Raw genomic sequence first — 20,167 nt, 5'->3', positions numbered from 1 at the left:
TCCTTGATAAATCTTGTAAAAGCCATACGGCACCGATAGCGTGGAAAAGGAGATTGCTAATGCGTACGACGTTACGGTAGATATTCATACATCCAACGAAACGGCGAAAGTAAACAAGAACCGTTTTCTAGCTGGCATCCAGTCTAAAGAGAAGTGCAACTAAGTCAATAAAAATCAGGGGATTTGCATGCCATAAATAGGGGTTTTCATTGGAAAATTTGCGCTAGGTATAATTTCGAAAATAATACTGATTAGCGCATAAATAGTGTAACATTCGAAGGCTTGGTTGATTGTTCTACTTAACGATAAAAATGTGAGTAGAAACAGCGCAGAAACCAGCTGTATGTAAACTATCATTCAGAGGAATGGATTATGAAAAAGTTAAGTGACTCAAGCCATGAGTTCACGGATCTCGACACCGAATTAGAGGTCGGTCGAGGTCAGATAAAAGATAACGCCCTTAAAGCCGTTGTGACCAGTAAGCTGTTTCGAGCAAGAGTAGAAAAAGCGAAAAAAGGCAAAGGAAGTTTTAGAAGAAACATGAAACACAAGGGGAAAGAGCCCTATTCAAAAGCCGCTTAGTTAGCGACGTTTGAATAGGGCTTTTTGCTGAATCAATGAATGATGCCTTGAACAATATAGATAGACCCCGTCAGGTCCATTTTTTTGCAACCCAAGTGCCGTATAGAGTGATTAAGACGGTTGTTACCCAAGTGCCGACGACCCACCCACTGTCAAAACCAAGATAAAATGGTCCCCACATGCCCAATGCGGCAACGGGTAAACCTAATAAGATATCGGTAGGACGCGCATTAAAGATGATGCTCAGTGAAATGGAAATCAGAAATAGTCCAAAGATATGCATCCAGAATGGCACTTCGTTGACGTATTTTATGCTTTCCGCTTGCCCCCATATCGCCTCGCCAATATTTAGCCCCATAACGATGCCGACAAACAGCTTTATTAGCGTCAACGCACTCTGGCCAAGTAAACTGGTACCGGATACTAAATCATTGAATGCAAGGCACTCTAGCGAGTTCGCAATCGATAAGCCGGGCACGAATAGAACTATTGCAGCAATACATAGAGCCCAGATAGGGATTGCAAAGCCAGTGCTGGCGAAGAAAGCAACCAGAATCCCCGTGAGCAAGGCGGCAATAAATTCTACGGCGATGGAGCGACGAGCTTTACACACCTGCTGTGTTAGCCAAACTACAAAACCCAAAAATACGGAGAACACTATCGCTTCCATGGTACTGCCCACTAGCATCAGATAGGCTGGGGGAATAGCCATATTGGCCAATGCGATTACCCATTTCGGGTATCCGACAGGCTCAGGAACCGGTTCGCTGCTGGGTTGATTGATGCGGATAATGGTATTAGCCAACAGACTGAGATTAATTGATGCAGGCTGGTGGCGTTTCATTACAACAGCATTGTTGTCTTCAGGAAACTGATAGTTAACGGTCGTCGGCGTCGCTTGAATCATCAGATCTACGCCGTGTTTACGTGCATAAAATTGAGTGTACTTTTCAAGTTTGTACGGTGTGCAACCGCTGCGATGAAGAGTGTCACCTATCTCTACAATTTTATCAATTCGGTACTGGGAAGGCATGGTGTGTGTGACCTAAAAATGGGTTGCGCAAAGGTATCAGACCCCAAGTTGTGATTCGAGCTGGAAAATTGGGAACAGTGGTTAAGCTCACACTTAAATTGGCCTTTATTTTTCTTTGTAATCTGTCTATTTGAGCAATCTTAAGTTTCGCCTAGCGAAAGGCCTGCTTTGTGGCTGGCATTTGCTGTGTTTAGTCACAATTTTTAAGGAATTTTATAGGTAAACAAATGTTACTGAATTGTGATGTCCATAAGTTGGCTTTTCTTAAATATGTGGTTAACCCTTTCTTTCTCTAAGGCTAATGAAATCGGTATTGTAACCAGATGTTAACATCTGTCTATTGGTTGTTTTTTGAACAAGTTTTGCGACAAATTACTGCTTGATATTACCGAGCCAAACGATGAAAATATGCGCAAAATGAGATTTTAAAAATGAAAGGAAGCTTTTTCCCCAGTTTAAAAAGCGAGGCAAGACATGAAACTATTCATACTCTTTATGATTTCAATTACTGCAGGCGTAGCATCAGCAGATCACTTACATTCATTTTTGCTCGGCCTTTACATCTCGACCATGGCTGTGGGTAGCTGTTATTGGTTTGCGTTTAGAAGCAGCCGTTTTCCACAGTTAGCATTACTTCTTCTTATCTGTGGTCTGTTTTCAAAGATTGCAATCACAGTTGCAGGAGTGAGTTGGGGTATGTCACAAGAGCTTATTAGCTCACCATTTGTGTTTGCGCTTTCATACCTATTCTTCTCGATTACAGCGACATACTTGTGGTTCTCTCACCGTGAACGCATGATGAACAAACAAGCCGCGATGAAGCTGGCTTAAGTTAAAAGTGAACAAATTGAAAACCAGCGGTTAATACTGCTGGTTTTTTTATTTCTCGCCAGGGTTGATTCGGCGTTAATTGCGAAAAACATGACTCAATAGTAACGATTGGTTTCAAAGCGGCTGAAACTGTTGGGCGGTTGTCTATACTGAACCCGACCATATTTAACTAAAGTGAGACGTCGCATATCATGACATTGCGTTTAATAAAATCGACAGCACTTCTTCCGACACTTCTTTTCTCATTCGGAGCGTATTCTGCCCCGACAATTATTCCCGATCCTCCTGCGCTTGGAGCGAAAGGCTATATTCTGATTGACTACAACACTGGTACCGTTCTAGTGGAAAAAAATGCCGATCAGAAGCTTAATCCTGCGAGCTTGACTAAATTGATGACGGCTTACGTTGCGGGACAAGAAGTAAAAAGCGGTAATATTTCTTTGAATGATCAGGTAAAAATCAGTGCTAAGGCATGGGCGAAAAATTTTCCTGACTCTTCGAAAATGTTTATCGAAGTGGGAACAAACGTTGAATTGATGGATCTTTATCGTGGCTTGATCGTTCAGTCGGGTAATGATGCTAGCGTCGCGATTGCGGAGCATGTGGCTGGTAGTGAAGACGCGTTTGTGAGCTTGATGAACAATTGGTCGCAAAAGTTAGGGCTAGATAACACCGCCTTTACCAATCCACATGGACTGGATAGCCAAGGGCTTTATTCTACGCCACGCGATATTGCACTTCTTAGCCAAGCGATCATTCGAGATCTACCCGATATCTATCCGTTATACAGTGAAACAGCCTTTACCTATAACGGCATTACGCAGTACAACCGAAATGGATTATTGAGGGATCGCAGCCTCAATGTTGACGGAATGAAAACCGGCTACACCAGTGGAGCAGGCTACAGTTTGGCAACGTCTGCCACCAACGGTGAAATGCGCCTAGTCTCTGTGGTTATGGGCTCTACCAGCACTAAAAGTCGAGAGTCAGAAAGTAAACAGTTACTCTCATATGGATTCCGTTTCTTCGATACAGTTTCACCGACCAAACTGAGTGACACATTAGCTGAAGCCAAGGTATGGATGGGACGTCAGGACTCTGTACCTGTGGGGGTATCTGAACAGGTAATGATTACCTTGCCTAAAGGAGATGCTAATAAGCTCAAGGCCGAAATCGAGTACAAAGGTGAGCTAGAAGCACCTATTCGAAAAGGCGACGCGGTAGGAGAGGTGATCTACAGTGTTGAAGGTACACAAGTGGCAAGCGCTACTCTAATCGCTCAACAAGATGTTGAAGAGGGTGGCCTGTTCAAGAAGTTGCTCGACTGGGTTAAACGATTGGTTCTAGGATGGTTCTAAAACCCTGAATTGAAAAAGTAGCAAAGCGGATGCCATGGCATCCGCTTTTTTTACTGGTTAGTTTAGCTTGTCCCAAGCCGAAGGCCAGTGTGAGCCTACTGCTGGTTCATAGTGGTTTGCAGAAGGCGACCACTGAACACAGTAACCTGAATATGGGAACGGTTTGCACTGGTAAATGCCACCATCAACAGCAAGTACTTTTGTGCCAGCAGTGTAGTTCTCCATGCCTTGAGGGAAGACATAGTCATAAGCATCGGATGGTGGTGGTGTTGCCTCTTCAATCAGGTGAAAATCAAGCGTATTCTGGTCAACGACACTGCCTTGCTGGTCTTTTATCACGACCACTAGCATATGATGTCCGGCTTCAGACTTTGACAGCGTTAGAGTCGTGTTGCTCAGTTCTCCGTCAGCCAGTGGCGCAGTGTAGGATGCCAGAGGTTCACGGTGATGATTGAACACAGTGAGCTCTGCATTAAGGTCGCCAGTTGCTTCAAGTGTTAGGTTGATTTGTGTTGCGGCATCACCAATTAGGTATTCATCTTCCAGCCCTGTAACATCTAAGCGATAATCTGGCTCTGGTGCTTCAAGTTTATAGCCGATCTCAATGCTATTTAAGCCGGAACCTGCTTTGATGTATACAGGGTTTGTACCATAGACAGGAGTAAACTCACCTCGATCATTCAACTGACCAGCTCGAATTTGGCTTTGCTCTTGATTGATCTTAGACGCTAGCGCGTAAGACCAGTTATTTGCCTGACCTTGTTCAGCGGTTTCTATGACTAATTCAGTACTGTAAGAGACATTTTCACCGTTTTGAACAAATACGCGGGTGTAGACACTATCGCCAATATTTAGGTTAAGTCCTGGGTTGATTTGGCCTGACTGACTCCAGTCTGGAACTACGGGTGCGTCACCATCAAATTGAACGTCTATTACGTTGTAGAATGACGCAGCAGTATCGCCTACGTCCCAAACCGCTAAGATAACCTGGTATCCCTCACGTGTTGGTACGTTACATTGGTGGCTGACACGTTTTGGAGGCTGAGCCATGCCACCATCAACCACACAGAAAGGCGTTAAATCAAATGATTCACGGGCAAGTGGCTGATTTGGATTCCATTCTTGTTTAGTGATGTAGTACTTCCAATCTTTAGTTACATGATTTGCGGTAAATGTCCATTCAAAATTTTGAGTTCCAGAATGAATAGGACGTTTTACCCAGCGATTAGCGGTCTGCTCATCTAAAGCCGCCGCTAGGGTAGTGGCTGCGCTGGCAATTTTGCCATCGCTTGGACCCGCTTCAGGGAAGCCATCTGGGCCTTCGACACTTTGCGGCTCATACTGAATGGCACCACAGTTGGTGTTCTTCTCATTGGTGTCACTGGTTGGGAATTTACACAGTGCAACGCGACTTTCTGCGACACCATTCTCGTATGCAGAGACATAACCGTGACCGTAACTCGCGCCACTGACGCTGATCAAAGCGAGGGCGATGAGGGATTTGTTTGGCAGTTTGTGCATCATTTGTCCTTTTTTATAACTGACAGTTAAGATGACACTCCGGCACGCGAAAACACTTGGTGACTAGACCAAGCGGCAGCCCCGCTATCATAGACATTAAACATCGACAGACCGGTGGCTTTGCGTCCTAACCTTTCGGATAGTTTGCCTGAAGTGATAATTGAGCGGGAAGAATGTAGCCAAAGGAATCCGCAAAATCCACGGAATCGAATGAATATGGAATTGCATTCTCGAATTGAATAAGTCGTTGATAATTTGACTTGAGAATTATCTATTTCTTACCTAGATCGTTTTATTAAAAATACCAACTTATTCCAGTTGATTGATTTGCTTTGTCAATGAATTGACGGGTAAGCCTGATTCCATCAAATAGCGCTATGCCCATAGACGAAACAGAACCTTTGATTTTCGCTAACTCCGCGCTGACAACGCCTTGTATGAAAAGACTGACAATTAATTAAATAGAGTTACACAAGGACCAAACATGGAATTCACAGATAGAGACCGAGAGGCGCTGTATCAAATCTGGATGTCTCAGAAATCAAAAATGCGCCTGACACAGATGGAGTTTGCTAAGAAACTCGGTATGAATCAGTTGACGTTTTCTCAGGTGCTACGTGGCGAGACGCCGTTAACCATGTCGTTTATTAGTCATTTTTGCCGCTTGTTACGCATCGAACCTCAAAACGTTGTCCCCTCATTGAAAGAAGACAATCAGAACGGTCCAAAAGTGGTCTACCTGCAAAGCCGTATGAGCGTTGATGGTGAAATACAAAATGCCTATATTGAAGGTAATCAAGTGGTTGTTGAGTACGCCCATACTGTCCATCCTAACGTTTGATTAAGGCACTGCTATCCGAGTTAAATAATCGGTGTTACCCTACGGCTCTAATACATTGTTTATTCAGTCTTATGCTAGAAAAAGAAAACTTGATTAAACTTGCACGTATGCAAATGCCTTTTGGAAAGTACGCAGGCAGAGTATTGATTGACTTGCCTGAAGAATATTTACTTTGGTTTGCCAACAAAAAGCAGTTTCCTGAAGGGGAACTCGGCGAACTTATGCAGTTGTGCTTAGCGCTGAAGATTGAAGGCCTCGACAGTGTGGTTAAACCACTGAAAAGACCTCAATAGCCTCGACTTGCAAAGGCCCCATATTCCTTGAAGGATATGGGGCCTTTGGTTATGACTCTCTTTGATGTCACCAAGTTTTTATGGCGTCTGATGTCCTTATTGTGGTTCCGTCCTTATTGTGGTTCTGTTGTATAGTATCTGTCCTTCTAACTTAGGTATGGCGTTGTTCGCTGATGGTGGGATTGTCGGTACCAAGCCTTATGCTGCCAGCGGTTCGTATATCAATAAAATGAGTGATTACTGCAAAGACTGTCATTACGATAACAAAACTCGCAGCGGTGAAAGATCTTGCCCGTTTAACAGCCTTTACTGGCGTTTTATGAACAAACACCAAAAACGCTTGGTCAGCAATCCACGCATCGCGATGATTTATCGCTCTTAGGATAATATGGATGAACAGCAGCGACAGACGATACTCGATACCGCGGAGCTTTACATCAACTACATGGAGAGCTTGTAATGGATGTGGTGATTGTCGGCGCAAATGGTGGTATCGGCTTAGCGATAACCCAAGAGGTGGTCGAGCGTTTCCCTCACGCAAGAGTTCATGCGACCTACCACAAGCAGGCGCCAAGCTGGCAGCATCACAAGGTGATTTGGTATCAAACCGATGTGACTCAAGAAGAACAGGTGAAGGCACTGAGTGAACAAATAGAGCATGTTGATTGGTTGATCAACTGTGTCGGTATTCTACATACTCAAAGCAAAGGCCCAGAGAAGAACCTAAATGCACTGGATGCGGACTTTTTTCAGCACGTGATCACTGTCAACACCCTACCCACTGTGCTGTTAGCGAAATATTTCACTCCGTTCCTCAAGCGCAGTCTCGCGCCTAAATTTGCCACGATTTCAGCTAAAGTAGGCAGCATTAGTGACAACCATTTGGGGGGATGGTACAGCTACCGAACATCGAAAGCAGCATTGAACATGTTTGTTAAAACTCTGTCGATTGAATGGCAACGGATGGTCAAGCATGGCGCTGTACTTGCGCTTCACCCCGGAACCACCGATACGCACTTATCGGCGCCTTTTCAGGCTAATGTCCGGCCAGAGAAATTGTTCACCCCACAGCGAGTGGCCAGAGACTTGGTGGGTTTGATAGAGCAAGCCACACCTCAAGATAATGGCGCATTTTGGGCATACGATGGCAGCGTGCTGCCCTGGTAGTGCAACAGACTGGCGAGTGACATAGGTTGAGGGTCCGTTATTTTTTGCTTCTTTGACATCGCTTAGAGCAATAGAGGATCTGATCCCATTGTCCACTGCGTAACGCACGGTATTGGCAATATGTCCTTAGTGAGAAATGACAGGTTGAGTCGGGGTGTACCTGCCGCCTAACGTGGCATCCACTTCAAGGCATCTTAACAACGAGTCGACGACATAAGGGTCGTAAAGGGTATTTCTTCCTGCAACCAGCGTATCAATCGCACGCTGAGCCCCCAGTGCTTTGCGATAAGGTCTGTCACTCGCCATCGCATCAAACGTGTCCGCAACGGCTATGATTCGAGCCTCCATGACGATCTGTGATCCTTTGAGGCCATTGGGATATCCGGAGCCATCTAGCCTTTCATGGTGCTGTTCGATCATCTTTAAGATAGGCCAGGGAAATGAGACGTGACTAAATATACTCGAACCAATTTGGGCGTGGTTTTGCAACAGGGCCGTTTCAGCGGGCATTAACTTTCCTGCCTTGTTGAGTATTTGAGATGGGATAGCAATTTTACCGATATCATGCACTAATGCGCCAATCACGAGCCCTTCCCTTTGTTGTTCCTCGAGCGATAGGTCAGTGGCGATGAGTGAGCAAATGTAGGCTACATTTCGTTGGTGTGACGAGGTATATTCGTCTCGAATCTCCAACGCCCTTGAAATTGCACCAAGCATATCGGTCATGATTTTGTAAGAGGAGTGAGATTCGAATACCTGTTGGTTTGACAAGCTTGATGATTCAATCTGTTGAGTCTTGAGCCGTATTTTAGGCCATAACCCGTTGATCCAAAGATGAAATTCGTTAACAAATACTTCTTGATAGGGAAACGAAGCGTTGCCAATCCCGACCACCGCGACGACTTCTTTATCAAGTAAAATCGGCAGACTGAAGTGATGAACCAGTTGAATATGCCCTTCCGGTAGAGAATCTGGAGAGCTGTAGTTGGCGTGATAGTCATTATGGATAACAGGTTTTATCATTCGTATGCTATCTGCCCATATGCCTGCGGCGGAAAGAGGGTAATGTGTTTCATGGCTGGAATGACACCCTTCTAGCACGCTACTAGACCAAACATTAAGGGAGATTTCCTCTGTCCCTGAGTTAAAGAAATGCAGATAACCTATCTCCGACTTGGCTCTTACAACCAAAAAGTCGATCAAATCACGATAGAAGTCGTGGCTTGTTAAGTATTCGCGGTTAAGCAACAAGTTTATATCCATAAGCACACACTATTACCAAGTTTCATTTCTAGTATAGGTCATAAGTTGAGTGACAAACTGTTGTTTAGAGTATTAGCGGTTGAGATTTATAAAAATGATCTGTTTACAAATCCGTTGCGTAGACATTAGTGAGCAAGACAACAGCTAAATGGAGCATAGCTCCTCACTTAAAGGATGGACTCATGTTTAAATATACAATTTCACTTACGGTAGCTTTAATCGCGTTATTCACGTTTATGTTGCCAGCACAAGCACACAACCATGGTATGAAAGCGGACATTGTTGATGTAGCAGTCGAAAACGGCTCATTCACTACGCTTGTCGCGGCAGTCAAAGCAGCTGGCTTGGTCGATACGTTAAAGAGCGATGGCCCATTCACCGTCTTTGCACCAACGGATGAAGCCTTTGCTAAGTTGCCAGAAGGCACAGTGGAATCGTTACTTCTACCAGAGAACAAAGATAAGTTGGTCGCAGTGCTTACTTACCATGTTGTTGCAGGAAAGGTAATGGCGGCTGATGTTGTCAAATTGGACAAAGCAACCACTGTGCAAGGACAAGATGTGATGATCAAAGTGGTGGACGGTAACGTCATGGTTGATAATGCCAATGTGGTTGCGACTGACGTCAAAGCTAGCAACGGTGTCATTCACGTTATTGACCAAGTCATTCTACCCAAGTAAGTCTCGAAACTAATTCTTTAATCAGGGCAGAGCATCGCTTTGCCCTTTTCTTTGGTTGAACGGTAGAAGTCATGCAGCAACACAATCGATAGTCAGCAAATCGCTCGGATGGAAAACCGCTATCGAGCATGAAAAGTTTATGCAATTCTAGCGAGATAATTAGCAGTAGAAACACGCTTCCGTAGGCTTCTCGGTCAGTTTGTTGTGAGTGCGCTATCAGAAACGAACGAAAACTTCTTATATCAGCAAGTTTAACCATGGGTATGTATTCACCTATTACGCAATACTAGAGTGAATTAGGTCGTTGGAATGAGGAAAAGTCGCTATTTACGGATAATTAGTCTCGATGTGATTAATTATCCAGTGTTAGGCATATGTCTAGTGAAATCATAATTTGAATTTAGTCACAATCCAGTTTGGGTTGTTGCCATACTATCTCGGCACTTATTTAACAAAACAAAACTAAACCCTACCAAAATAAAGATATAAATAAATCTTAATAGAAGGATAAGCATCGAAATGAGTGGCGGAATTATTAAGGTCTCAAGAAATACTGAACTGGCTCCAATTAACCCATTATCAACACAGAGTGTGGCGTTTTCTCACTACAACAATATTTCAGCGCAATTACCGATCGATCCTAACACTGGTCATATTGTCGCAGGTGATATTAAGCAGCAGGCGAAGCAATGTCTTGAGAATATTAAAGCGATCGTAGAGAGCATCAATCATGTTATGGATGATGTGGTAAAAATTCACGTTTTCCTCAAGGATATGTCTGATCTTCCTGCTATTGATGAAGTGTACGCGACGTTCTTCCAAAACCTATTACCAGTAAGAACGGTTGTTGCAGTTGATGCCCTTCCATTAGGTGACGCGCTAGTGCAAATGGACGCTTTAATTTCTAATGGCGAAGGGACTGCACCTCAAGAACCATGCCCGTTGATTAAGCTGTCTAGAAACACAGAGCAAGCACCAGTGCACTCACTATCCACACAGACAGTTGCATTCTCACACTACAACAATGTGTCAGCACAGTTACCAATCAATCCACTGACTGGTGAGATCATTGCGGGTGGAGTTAAAGAGCAGGCGGCACAGTGTCTACAAAACGTGAAAGCAATCCTAGAAAGTATTGATGTACCGTTTGACGACATTGTAAAAGTAGGAATCTATCTAAAAGACTTGGCTGACTTAGACGCAGTGAATGAAGTCTACAGCACTTTCTTCCCGGATTCAGCGATTGCTCGCACTGTCGCTTATGTTCCTGCACGTACCGTAGCCGCTGCAAAAGAACTACCGCAGCAAGCGTTAGTTCAGATTGATGTTGTTGTTTCTCATGGTGACGGTACGCCACCACAAGAAGTCGAAGATCGACATGGCATTGTGATCCGTGCAAACAATACTGAGAAGGCGCCTTTAAGCCCATTGTACACTCAGACAGTCGCATTCTCGCATTACAACCATATCGCTGCGCAGTTGCCTGTAGATCCGCAATCAAACCAGATTGTTGCTGGTGGTGTGAGAGAGCAAGCAGAGCAATGCTTAAACAACATCAAAGCGATCGTTGAAAGCGTTAACCATGTTATGGACGATATTGTTAAGGTCAACATTCAGTTGCGAGATATTGCGGATCTGGAAACGGTGAATGACGTTTATACTCGTTACTTTGAGGGTGATTTACCCGCAAGAACGGTTGTTGGTGTCGCGGCAATTCAACAAGATGCCTTGGTTCAGATCGATGTAGTGATGTCGAATGGTGAAGGTACACCACCGCAACACTGATATTAATTTGTCATTAAAATAAAACCTGTTCAATGAACAGGTTTTAATTTCTAACTGTGCGGTTTTAGTGCTTGCGGCTTGGACCGTTGCGCACCAAATCTTGTCCTGTTTGGAACACTTCTTCTGTAACCCAACGGCCTAAAATGAGTTGGTGCTTATCGTCTAGTACAGCAACGAATCGGCGGCCGTCCTGGTTGTTGGTTGCCATGGCAACGCCTGCGGCATTCTTAAGCTCTAACACACCGCTCTCGACGGCGATAAGGAAAGCTTCAAGTTCTGCTAAGTCAGCAATAATTTTGTCGTCTTTGATCATCGGAGTTATCTCTTTGCTCTAACCTTCTCTGCATGTTTTTGTTATTCAGAGAGGTGATTCTTATTTTGTCGCTACTTTAACGATCATAGTGGCTAAAATCCACTGCTGCACCCTAGGTTGGCCTCAACCGCTTGCCATTTAATCCGTGTTTGTGCCATTCACGCCTTTGAATGCCCGTTCGTCGCATTGCTCTGAATACTTTTTTCTCTGAGCGTAATCTTTGACCATCACACGATCAAAGGAATAGTCAGATGAAAACAGTAACATTTGCTAGCTTCATTCTATGTAGCTTACTCACAGCCTTTCCCTCGTATTCTACGCCAACAGAGGCCGTCATCGCCGAATACAACTTGGCAGCTTAAGGTGGCGTTATGATTAACTTCCAGCAAATCAGTAAGCAGTATTGCATTGGTCAGCAGCAAGTGAACGCACTGAGCGAAGTCAGTGGTCAGATTGCCAAGGGAGAAATGGTTGCACTCTGTGGTCCCTCTGGCTCAGGCAAAAGTACTTTGCTTAATATCCTTGGCCTTCTCGACATGGATTATCAAGGAATCGTCGAGTTGTCCGGCCAAGCTTATCCCAAAAATCCGCTCAAAGCGGCTCAAATGCGTCGTCACCAGCTTGGTTTCGTGTTTCAGAAGTTCAACCTGATCCCAGTAATGACGGCTTGGGAAAATGTTGCCTATCCACTTATGCTCAACGGGTTTTCTCAAGCCGAGCAAAAGAAACAGGCTCAAGCGATTCTCGCAAAAGTTGGGTTAGCGGAATTTGCCAACCACAGACCTGACAACTTGTCAGGAGGCCAGCAACAGCGCGTTGCGATCGCGAGAGCTCTGGTACATAAGCCGCAAATGGTGATAGCCGACGAGCCAACCGCAAGCTTGGATAGCTATACCGCTTCGGTCGTGATTGATTTGATGAAAAACCTCGGCCATCAGTTGGGCATCACATTCATTGTCGCCACTCACGACCCACGCATGGCTATTCAGTGCGATCGAAGCATCGATCTGCTTGATGGAACAGTTAACAAGGAGCCAGTCAAATGGGCAAGCTGATCCCTGGTTCGATTCGAATCGCTTATCTAAACCTACAACGCAACCAACGTCGTAGCGTACTGTCGATATTGATTGTAGCTATCGCTATATTTGCTCTGACATCGGCGGGTGGGTTTGGCCTCTATACCTATGATTCACTTAAGGAATCAACCGCAAGAGATACTGGGCATCTCACCATTAGTCAGCCGGGATATTTCGAGCAAGATGAAGATATGCCTCTGGCAAACGGGATTGCAGATGGAGGGGCTCTAACCACTCGTTTGTTGGCCAGTGATAAGGTTCGTGGAGTCCAACCCCGCGTAGAATTTACAGGCCTAGTGTCGAATGGCAGCAAATCGACGATTTTTGTTGGCACTGGCGTTAATGAACGCGAGTTCGATATGAAAGGTCCCTTTCTTGATGTTCGAGAAGGTAAAACGCTTTCGAGTACCCAATCATCTCGGTACGAACCGAGCGAACCAGAAGTGATGCTTGGTATCGATTTGGCGCGTAACCTCAGTGTCAAAACCGGTGACTGGGTCACTTTACTCGCCACAACCTGTGATGGTGCGCTCAATGCCTATGATTATAAAGTTCGCGGCATCTATTCAACCGGCGTTCCTGAGCTCGATAAACGTCAGTTGTATCTTCATATTGATTCTGCGCAGCAACTGCTGAACAGCAACAAAGTGAGTACCTTGTCGGTGTTTTTGTTTGATACTAAACAAACCGAGTCTATGGCGCTTTGGGTGAACCAGCAGTTATCTCAAATGAACTTAGCTCAGCCGCTAGAGGTGACACCTTGGCAGCAAAGGGCGTTTTTCTACAGCAAAGTCAAAGACCTATATGACCGAATTTTTGGCATCATGGGCGCTGTCATGGCTTTGGTTGTATTCGTTGCTCTGTTTAACACAATGACAATGTCCGTGACAGAACGCACTCGCGAGATCGGCACCTTATCCGCATTAGGGACTTACCCCAATGAGATCGTTTCTGGTTTTGTTCGAGAGGCCGCGCTGCTTGATCAGATTCAGCAGATAAGTCAGCAAGCGAAGCCGACTTATTTGAGTTGGTTGCGTGCCAGCAGAGGGGACGACATTCATCTTATCGCAGCGAGTGATGTCCTCTTTTTTAAAGCTGAGGACAAGTACGTGTCTCTTTTTGCCAAAGAGGGCGATAAAAAGGTGGAGTACTTGTTGAGAACTTCGCTGAGAGAGTTATTGCAGCAGTTAGATCCGCAGCAGTTTTGGCAGATTCATCGTTCAACGATTGTGAACGTGTCGGCGGTTGAAAAGGTCAAAAAAGTCATTACCGGTAAGATGGTGGTTGTGATTGGAGGAGAAAAGCTGCCAGTGAGTCGTGCAATGCAAAGCCAGTTTACCAATTTGTGGTAATCGAGAGACAAGCTGTGTAGTCTCACTCTAACACCCTATCTAAGAGCTCACCGAAGGAGCGGTAATATGTCGACCAACAACAAACTCTATTATGTCTATGATCCCATGTGCTCATGGTGTTGGGGATATAAACCCGTGTGGCAGAAAGTATCGCAACAGCTCGAAAGCAAGATAGAGATACAGTACGTACTCGGTGGTTTGGCACCGGATTCCGATCAGCCGATGCCAGAAGAGATGCAACGCCAAATCGCCTCATATTGGAAGAAAATAGAGGATTTTCTTGGTACAGAGTTTAACTATGATTTCTGGCAAAAGAATACGCCTCGTCGTTCTACCTATCCGTCATGTCGGGCTGTCCTTGCCGCTCGCAAGCAAGGAGCTGAGCAAGCCATGTTGAGTGCGATTCAACACGCTTATTACCTAGAGGCAAGAAACCCCAGTGACAATGAGGTTCTACTCTCTCTTGCAGCCAACATAGGGCTGGATACAGCAAAATTTGCAGTGGATTTTTTCTCAGCAGAGCTTAACCAAGAGTTTCTTCAAGAGCTGGAGTTTGCTCGTCGTATCGGTGGCAACAGCTTTCCTTCACTGTTTGTTGCCAACGAGCAAGGAATTATAGAGCTGCAAGTGGATTATCAGTCCGCAGAAGCAACGATTGAGCAAGTCGAACAGATTCTGTCTTGATAAGGACATGATTGAAAAGAACAACACCGGACTCGTGTCCGGTGTTTTTTTTATAGCTCGAGGGCAAAAGATTCATACGGGCTCAACGTGAGTGAGTTCCCTAACTCAGTAAGTGCCACGCGATTGGTAATCAAGGTGCTTACCTTACGACTTTGCAGGTGACTTGGTAATGGGACGATTAGCCTCTCGGCACTAAAATTACTGACGACCACAAAGTGTTGTTGATCATCTTTTCTCTCATAGGCAAACACTTGCGGATGTTGTTCGAGCAGCGGAATGAAATCACCGTAGACGATGACAGGATGGGTTTTACGCAAGGATACTAGCTGTTTGTAGTGATAAAAGATTGAATCATGATTGGCAAGGGCATCTGCCACGTTAATGTGTGGATAGTTTGGATTGACTGCAATCCAAGGTGTTACGTTGGTAAAACCCGCTTGATTGTCGTTATTCCATTGCATCGGTGTACGAGCATTGTCACGACCATTTTGGTGAATTGCCTCCATCATATGCTCGTGACTTGTACCTGATTCGGTTTTCACTTGGTAAAAATTGAGCGTTTCGATGTCTTTATATTGATCGATGGTATCGAAGGCTACATTGGTCATGCCAATCTCTTCACCTTGATAGATATAAGGTGTCCCTTTCATAAAGTGCAGCGTGGTTGCCAACATTTTCGCTGATTCAACTCGGTATTGTTTGTCGCATCCATATTTAGACACAACACGCGGTAAGTCATGATTGTTCCAAAACAGTGAGTTCCAACCTTGGTTGTTGAGTTCGACCTGCCATTTGGTGAGAACTTGCTTAAACCTATTTAGGTCGAGTGGAATGGGTTGCCATTTATCGCCGTCTTGCCATGTCAGTGTAATGTGCTCAAACTGGAACACCATGGACAATTCCTGCCTTGCGGGGTCACTGTACAATTTGGCAATTTCAGGTGTTGCTCCCCAAGTTTCTCCCACCGTTAGAAGGTCTTTGCTGCCAAAGGTGGCTTGATTCATTTGTTGTAACAGTGGGTGTAGACGTTCACCATTCCCTGTAATACCTTTATCTATCTCTTTACCAATCAGATCGATGACATCAAGACGGAAGCCGCCAATACCTTGGTCAATCCACCAGTTCATCATCGCAAAGATGTGTTCGTGAAGTAGCGGGTTTTCCCAGTTAAGGTCAGGCTGGCGTTTTGAGAATAGGTGAAAGTAGTATTGCTGGTTGTGCTCGTCCCACTGCCAAGCGCTGCCTCCGAAAATAGAGCCGATATCACTTGGTGGCGTGCCGTCTGCGTTCGCATCTCGCCAAATGTAAAAGTCGCGATACTTGCTGTCAGCGCTTTGCTTTGCATCGACAAACCATGGATGTTCATCCGAGGTATGGTTTACTACTAAATCCATTACAATGCGGATCCCACGCTGTTTGGCTTGTTCAATGAGTGCTCGCATGTCGTCCATGGTGCCAAACTCAGGAGAGATTGCCTGATAATCTGAAATATCGTAGCCGTTGTCGTCCATCGGAGATTGATAGACTGGAGAAAGCCAGATCACGTCAATTCCCAGATTTTGCAGGTAATCTAGTTTACTGATGATGCCTTGAAGGTCACCGATCCCATCATCATTTGAATCACAAAAACTACGTGGATAGATTTGATACACCACACTGTTATGCCACCAACGTTTGTCCATTTTGTTGCCCTAATATTCGAATTGTTGAGGGAAATATAGCGAATTCTTGGCGACAAAAATAATCGATTATTTGAATTTTGATATAGAAAAAATCAATATCAAAAGTTACTCTGACACCTCTATTCTAAGGAGAGGTTGATCATGGATAAACAGTCTCGCTATTTTTACGAAGTGGCCCGCCAGGGGAGTATCAAGGCTGCCGCAGATAAGCTCTTTATTAGTCAGCCATCACTCACAACAGCAATCAAGAAACTTGAACAGCAGTTGGGTACAGACTTGTTCATTCGCAAGTCGAAAGGGGTTGAACTCACCGAATATGGGCGAGTTTACTTGGGTTATGTGCAGGATGTACAAGAGAAGCACACTCAGATGATTCATCAGTTGTCTGATATGAAGATGCGAAGCAGTGGTAAAGTTAAGCTAGGTGTGGGCGAGGCTTGGTGGGAGTGCTTTGCGGCGCAGGCGATTGAGGAGTTTACTCGACAGTTTCCAAACAGCTCGATGCACGTCGAATTTGGTAATGGTCTGTCAATGTTACACCACTTGATCAATGACGAAATTGACTTGTTTGTCGGCCATCAAATTAACGGCATTAACTCTCAGTATCGGGTTCGTTTTACCCCCCTATTCCAAGAGCGTGAAGCCTGGTATGTCAGACCCGACCACCCCTTACTGGAGCAGGACAATATTGTCGAAAAAGCAGTGAACTACCCGCTGGTTAAGGTTACTCCCGATCACGCTCGTCATGGGGATGTATTAACGGAGGAAGGGGCCGAACTATTTAGCGCTGCGGCTTGTGGTACGCGAGTGACGTATGAGCTTGATTCTCTCTCGGCAAGTGTTGCTCTGGTCAAAATGAGCAATGCGATCATGCCTTATACCTCAGAGATGAAAGCGCATTTTGAACGGGCGGGGTTGAAAATGTTGTGGGTGAATCAACAGCAACTGGGTCAGGTCGGTATCTACACTAAAATTGGCAATTTCACTGAGCCCACACAAACTCTGATGGATCTCATTTGTAGTCAAGCCGAGAGATGACTAATCTATTTTATAGGGAAAAGCTATATCACTCGCCATGCTCTAGAACGTTTATATCAGATTAGGAAAAGTATGTTGATACCTTAAATGCTTGTAGCCAACTTTTAACCACCAGCTATACCGGATGACGACTTGCACAAACTTAAATCTTTTGCATAAACCCTCCAGCTATTTTTAGAAGAAGTTCGTGACTCATGGATACACTTTACATAACCAGATTTGGTTACTTGGTAGCCGAGATAACCTCTTGAAACTAAAGCAAGTGAACCTATGGCTAGTGATATATAAGCAACTTTGAGCCATACCTTACTATAAGAGGTTACTTCTCTTTGTGGATTACATAACTGATGTATCATTATGCCAATGCCTCCTAAGAGTATAGGAGGAAGAATTGCTAATGCAATGTAGGATTGGTATCCAAGCAACCTGACTCTTAGCTCTAAGGGTAGAAAGGGGAGTGCTAATTCTGCTGGCGCCCCAATTGCCAAATAGCCAGCAAGAAAAAGTGCAAAAAAAATAATTCCTGAGATTTGTATCTTCTTCATTCTTGACCCTTTTTCAACAAATCAACTAACGCATCAGACACCCCAAATTCATTGTCAGCCCAGTCAAGTGCTGAACCCATGCCACCTAACCGGTGGCCAATAACCTGAACCTTGTGGAATTTGAGCGGTTTTCGAAGTGCCAACTTCGGTTACACTCGCTGAGGAATGTGCATTTTGAGCTTTAGTTTGAATAGCTGCTTGAGACTCAATTGAAGACAATGAAGATGATAACGCAGACATTTCCGCAGGCTGATATACATCACCGATGTTCACTGTACCACTACCAATCGTTACCCCTCCGCAACGAATCGCACCTCCAGTAATGGCTGCTGGTTTACCATTTATTTATACGGGATAAGACTTTAATTTCATGTTTATTGTTATGCAATGAAGTGCTTTAAGAATATGAATAAAGATCAATAGATGTCAGTTGAGTCAGAAACATGATTCAAGTACATTAGCTGACAAATGAAAAGCATGAGTTGTGGATTTCAGTCAAAGAGTTACTTCAAGAAGCACAACTTACAATTATGTAATTTTCTTTATATATCAATAATATCAATAGCTCATTGCGTGATATCTATCTCAAATTCAATATCTACCTTTGCTCTTACAATGTGCGTGTGGTTTTATAAAACTCAATTGGTATTGAGAATTATTTGCATGTTTATTACTAATATTGCCCCTTCGACTATATCTGTAATTATGACTTATAGATGCACAGCGGCTTGTGAAGATTGCTGTTTTGAATGCAGCCCCAGCATAGACAAAACTCTTACCTATGATGAGATCCGTGAGTTCATCATTAATGCAAGTCAGGAATACCCTTCGATAAAGCTGATTGTTTTTACTGGAGGTGAATGTTTTATTCTTAAAGAGAAACTCTTCGCTTTAATTTCTATGTGCACTGAGATGGGCTTTATCACTCGTTGTGTGACTAATGCATATTGGGCTAAGAATTTATTTAGAGCTCGTGATTATTGTCAAAAACTGGTTGATTCAGGTATAGGTGAAATAAATATATCTACAGGTAAGTCACATCAGAAATATGTATATCATAAGACTATTGTTAATGCAGTAAAATCCCTAACTGAGTTTGGTATACCGACTCTCATTACAGTCGAAACGGATTCTGATTCGTCGTCTTGTTTTGAAAGGCTTCGCGCTGAAAGTCTTATTCAAAAAGAGCTTGATAAGGATTCACCAGGCATCAAAATTCAGGTGAACTCATGGGTTCGCTTTGACAAACAAAATGAAATTAGACAAGAGGAGCAAACTGTTTCTAGCTTAAATTATGGCTGTGACAACCTGTTTGATACTGTGGTTGTTACTCCAGATAAAGAAATAGCCGCTTGTTGTGGTATTATGTAAACCTCCCCTAATTAGTTGCGCCCATAATTAGAGGTTTCGGTTTGTTCATTCTTCATTAAATATTCCCATGGTGTCAGATCGTTGAGGGCATCATGGGGACGTTCTTCGTTGTATTCTCGTATCCAGTTTTCTGTTAGCTCACGCACTTCATTCAAGGTTCTGAACACATACATATCGAGGATCTCTGTGCGATACGTACGGTTAAATCGTTCGACATAGGAGTTCTGAGTCGGTTTGCCTGGCTGGATAAATTCCAGCTTGATATCATGCTCCTCAGCCCAAGTCGCAAGCGTCACAGAGATGAACTCTGGGCCATTATCCATTCGCAACTTTTCTGGATAACCTCGCCATGCAATGATTCGTTCAAGCACTCGAACCACTCGTTGCGCTGGGAGGCTTAAATCCACTTCGATAGCGAGTGCTTCACGATTGAAGTCATCCACTACGTTGAAGGTTCTAAATCGACGTCCGCACTGTAAGCTGTCACTCATAAAGTCAATCGACCAACACTGGTTAGCTACCATAGGCACATTAAGCGGCTCAGGCGAACGAGTTGGTAAGCGTTTTTTCGCTTTACGACGCCTATTGAGTTTGAGTTCGCAGTAAATCCGATATATCCGTTTATGATTCCAGCCATGTCCCCAGCGACGAAGTATTTTGAGCAATTTGCTAAAACCGTAGGCTGGATAACGCTCAACCGCCTTTTGCAGTTCAACAATCACTTCATGATCGTTATTCGCTTTAGGCTGGTA

The 20,167-nt window shown here is 44.3% G+C and carries 20 protein-coding genes, 2 pseudogenes and 1 riboswitch; of the genes and pseudogenes, 15 read left to right on the top strand and 7 right to left on the bottom strand.

The annotated features are described in order from the left end of the window. The first annotated feature begins 40 nt into the window (after positions 1-40). Together DA100_RS21460 and DA100_RS01445 are read left to right on the top strand one after the other, a co-directional pair. Entirely contained in the window at positions 41-163 is a 123-nt protein-coding gene (locus tag DA100_RS21460; RefSeq protein ID WP_269375047.1) for a hypothetical protein, read from the top strand. Between the two features lie 209 nt (positions 164-372). Next, entirely contained in the window at positions 373-582 is a 210-nt protein-coding gene (locus tag DA100_RS01445) for a ribosome alternative rescue factor ArfA (protein WP_138970527.1), read from the top strand. 38 nt (positions 583-620) lie between these two features. Here DA100_RS01445 and DA100_RS01440 read toward each other — a convergent pair. Next, positions 621-1,615 (bottom strand): annotated as a pseudogene (locus tag DA100_RS01440) (threonine/serine exporter family protein); the annotation flags it as partial. Between the two features lie 474 nt (positions 1,616-2,089). Here DA100_RS01440 and DA100_RS01435 point away from each other — a divergent pair. Together DA100_RS01435 and DA100_RS01430 are read left to right on the top strand one after the other, a co-directional pair. Beyond that, on the top strand, positions 2,090-2,446 hold the full coding sequence (locus tag DA100_RS01435; RefSeq protein ID WP_138970526.1) for an NADH:ubiquinone oxidoreductase: 357 nt from the start codon (positions 2,090-2,092) through the stop codon (positions 2,444-2,446). Between the two features lie 191 nt (positions 2,447-2,637). Next, on the top strand, positions 2,638-3,804 hold the full coding sequence (locus DA100_RS01430) for a D-alanyl-D-alanine carboxypeptidase family protein (protein ID WP_138970525.1): 1,167 nt from the start codon (positions 2,638-2,640) through the stop codon (positions 3,802-3,804). Positions 3,805-3,861: 57 nt separating this feature from the next. Here the strand turns inward: DA100_RS01430 and gbpA are convergent, their stop codons facing one another. Beyond that, complete coding sequence (gene gbpA / locus DA100_RS01425) at positions 3,862-5,325, bottom strand: N-acetylglucosamine-binding protein GbpA (RefSeq protein WP_138970598.1); 1,464 nt, start codon at positions 5,323-5,325, stop codon at positions 3,862-3,864. A 71-nt stretch (positions 5,326-5,396) separates the two neighbouring features. Beyond that, positions 5,397-5,484, bottom strand: a riboswitch (cyclic di-GMP riboswitch). Between the two features lie 325 nt (positions 5,485-5,809). On the opposite strand from gbpA, the gene DA100_RS01420 reads away from it, so the two are divergent. The 4 genes and pseudogenes from DA100_RS01420 to DA100_RS01405 all read left to right on the top strand — a co-directional run bounded on the left by DA100_RS01420 (position 5,810) and on the right by DA100_RS01405 (position 7,626). Next, on the top strand, positions 5,810-6,166 hold the full coding sequence (locus DA100_RS01420; RefSeq protein WP_138970524.1) for a helix-turn-helix transcriptional regulator: 357 nt from the start codon (positions 5,810-5,812) through the stop codon (positions 6,164-6,166). Positions 6,167-6,237: 71 nt separating this feature from the next. After that, the gene (locus DA100_RS01415; RefSeq protein WP_138970523.1) at positions 6,238-6,459 is read left to right on the top strand and encodes a DUF3820 family protein; all 222 of its coding nucleotides are present in this window, start codon (positions 6,238-6,240) and stop codon (positions 6,457-6,459) included. A 154-nt stretch (positions 6,460-6,613) separates the two neighbouring features. After that, positions 6,614-6,919 (top strand): annotated as a pseudogene (locus DA100_RS01410) (cryptochrome/photolyase family protein); the annotation flags it as partial. Continuing rightward, complete coding sequence (locus DA100_RS01405) at positions 6,919-7,626, top strand: SDR family oxidoreductase (RefSeq protein ID WP_138970522.1); 708 nt, start codon at positions 6,919-6,921, stop codon at positions 7,624-7,626. The pseudogene DA100_RS01410 and the gene DA100_RS01405, both read left to right, overlap by 1 nt. 126 nt (positions 7,627-7,752) lie before the next feature. Here DA100_RS01405 and DA100_RS01400 read toward each other — a convergent pair whose 3' ends face one another. Continuing rightward, positions 7,753-8,889, bottom strand: coding sequence for an HD domain-containing phosphohydrolase (locus DA100_RS01400; protein ID WP_138970521.1), 1,137 nt, complete (start codon positions 8,887-8,889; stop codon positions 7,753-7,755). 182 nt (positions 8,890-9,071) lie between these two features. On the opposite strand from DA100_RS01400, the gene DA100_RS01395 reads away from it, so the two are divergent. Together DA100_RS01395 and DA100_RS01390 are read left to right on the top strand one after the other, a co-directional pair. Then, positions 9,072-9,569, top strand: a complete 498-nt coding sequence (locus DA100_RS01395; RefSeq protein ID WP_138970520.1) for a fasciclin domain-containing protein — start codon at positions 9,072-9,074, stop codon at positions 9,567-9,569. 519 nt (positions 9,570-10,088) lie between these two features. Beyond that, positions 10,089-11,354, top strand: a complete 1,266-nt coding sequence (locus DA100_RS01390) for a RidA family protein (RefSeq protein ID WP_138970519.1) — start codon at positions 10,089-10,091, stop codon at positions 11,352-11,354. Between the two features lie 64 nt (positions 11,355-11,418). On the opposite strand, the gene DA100_RS01385 is transcribed toward DA100_RS01390, so the two are convergent. Beyond that, on the bottom strand, positions 11,419-11,667 hold the full coding sequence (locus tag DA100_RS01385) for a hypothetical protein (RefSeq protein WP_138970518.1): 249 nt from the start codon (positions 11,665-11,667) through the stop codon (positions 11,419-11,421). 371 nt (positions 11,668-12,038) lie between these two features. Here DA100_RS01385 and DA100_RS01380 point away from each other — a divergent pair, with 371 nt between their 5' ends. The 3 genes from DA100_RS01380 (at position 12,039) to DA100_RS01370 (ending at position 14,779) form a co-directional block, all read left to right on the top strand. Then, complete coding sequence (locus tag DA100_RS01380) at positions 12,039-12,722, top strand: ABC transporter ATP-binding protein (protein WP_138970517.1); 684 nt, start codon at positions 12,039-12,041, stop codon at positions 12,720-12,722. Next, positions 12,710-14,095, top strand: a complete 1,386-nt coding sequence (locus DA100_RS01375; protein WP_138970516.1) for a LytTR family transcriptional regulator DNA-binding domain-containing protein — start codon at positions 12,710-12,712, stop codon at positions 14,093-14,095. The genes DA100_RS01380 and DA100_RS01375 overlap by 13 nt, the downstream gene beginning before the upstream one ends. A gap of 66 nt (positions 14,096-14,161) precedes the next feature. Beyond that, positions 14,162-14,779: a DsbA family protein gene (locus DA100_RS01370; protein WP_138970515.1), complete on the top strand. Its 618-nt coding sequence runs from the start codon at positions 14,162-14,164 to the stop codon at positions 14,777-14,779. A gap of 50 nt (positions 14,780-14,829) precedes the next feature. On the opposite strand, the gene DA100_RS01365 is transcribed toward DA100_RS01370, so the two are convergent. Beyond that, positions 14,830-16,461: an alpha-glucosidase gene (locus tag DA100_RS01365; protein ID WP_138970514.1), complete on the bottom strand. Its 1,632-nt coding sequence runs from the start codon at positions 16,459-16,461 to the stop codon at positions 14,830-14,832. A gap of 141 nt (positions 16,462-16,602) precedes the next feature. Between DA100_RS01365 and DA100_RS01360 the strand changes: the two genes are divergently transcribed. Continuing rightward, positions 16,603-17,499 carry a LysR family transcriptional regulator gene (locus DA100_RS01360; RefSeq protein WP_138970513.1) on the top strand — a complete coding sequence of 299 codons (897 nt, stop codon included), beginning with the start codon at positions 16,603-16,605 and terminating at the stop codon, positions 17,497-17,499. Between the two features lie 104 nt (positions 17,500-17,603). Here DA100_RS01360 and DA100_RS01355 read toward each other — a convergent pair whose 3' ends face one another. Further along, complete coding sequence (locus tag DA100_RS01355) at positions 17,604-18,044, bottom strand: hypothetical protein (RefSeq protein WP_138970512.1); 441 nt, start codon at positions 18,042-18,044, stop codon at positions 17,604-17,606. A gap of 663 nt (positions 18,045-18,707) precedes the next feature. Between DA100_RS01355 and DA100_RS01350 the strand changes: the two genes are divergently transcribed. After that, a complete protein-coding gene (locus DA100_RS01350) occupies positions 18,708-19,415 on the top strand; it encodes a hypothetical protein (protein WP_171052110.1) in 708 nt (235 codons plus the stop codon). 11 nt (positions 19,416-19,426) lie between these two features. On the opposite strand, the gene DA100_RS01345 is transcribed toward DA100_RS01350, so the two are convergent. After that, the coding region (locus DA100_RS01345; RefSeq protein WP_138970510.1) for an IS3 family transposase at positions 19,427-20,167 on the bottom strand (741 nt) is incomplete at its 5' end.

Origin of the sequence: Vibrio sp. Hep-1b-8 (assembly GCF_006124995.1) — a bacterium.
Classification (GTDB): Bacteria; Pseudomonadota; Gammaproteobacteria; order Enterobacterales; family Vibrionaceae; genus Vibrio.
Note: the sequence above shows the minus strand (reverse complement) of the source record. Positions and strands in the feature narration are given on the sequence as shown.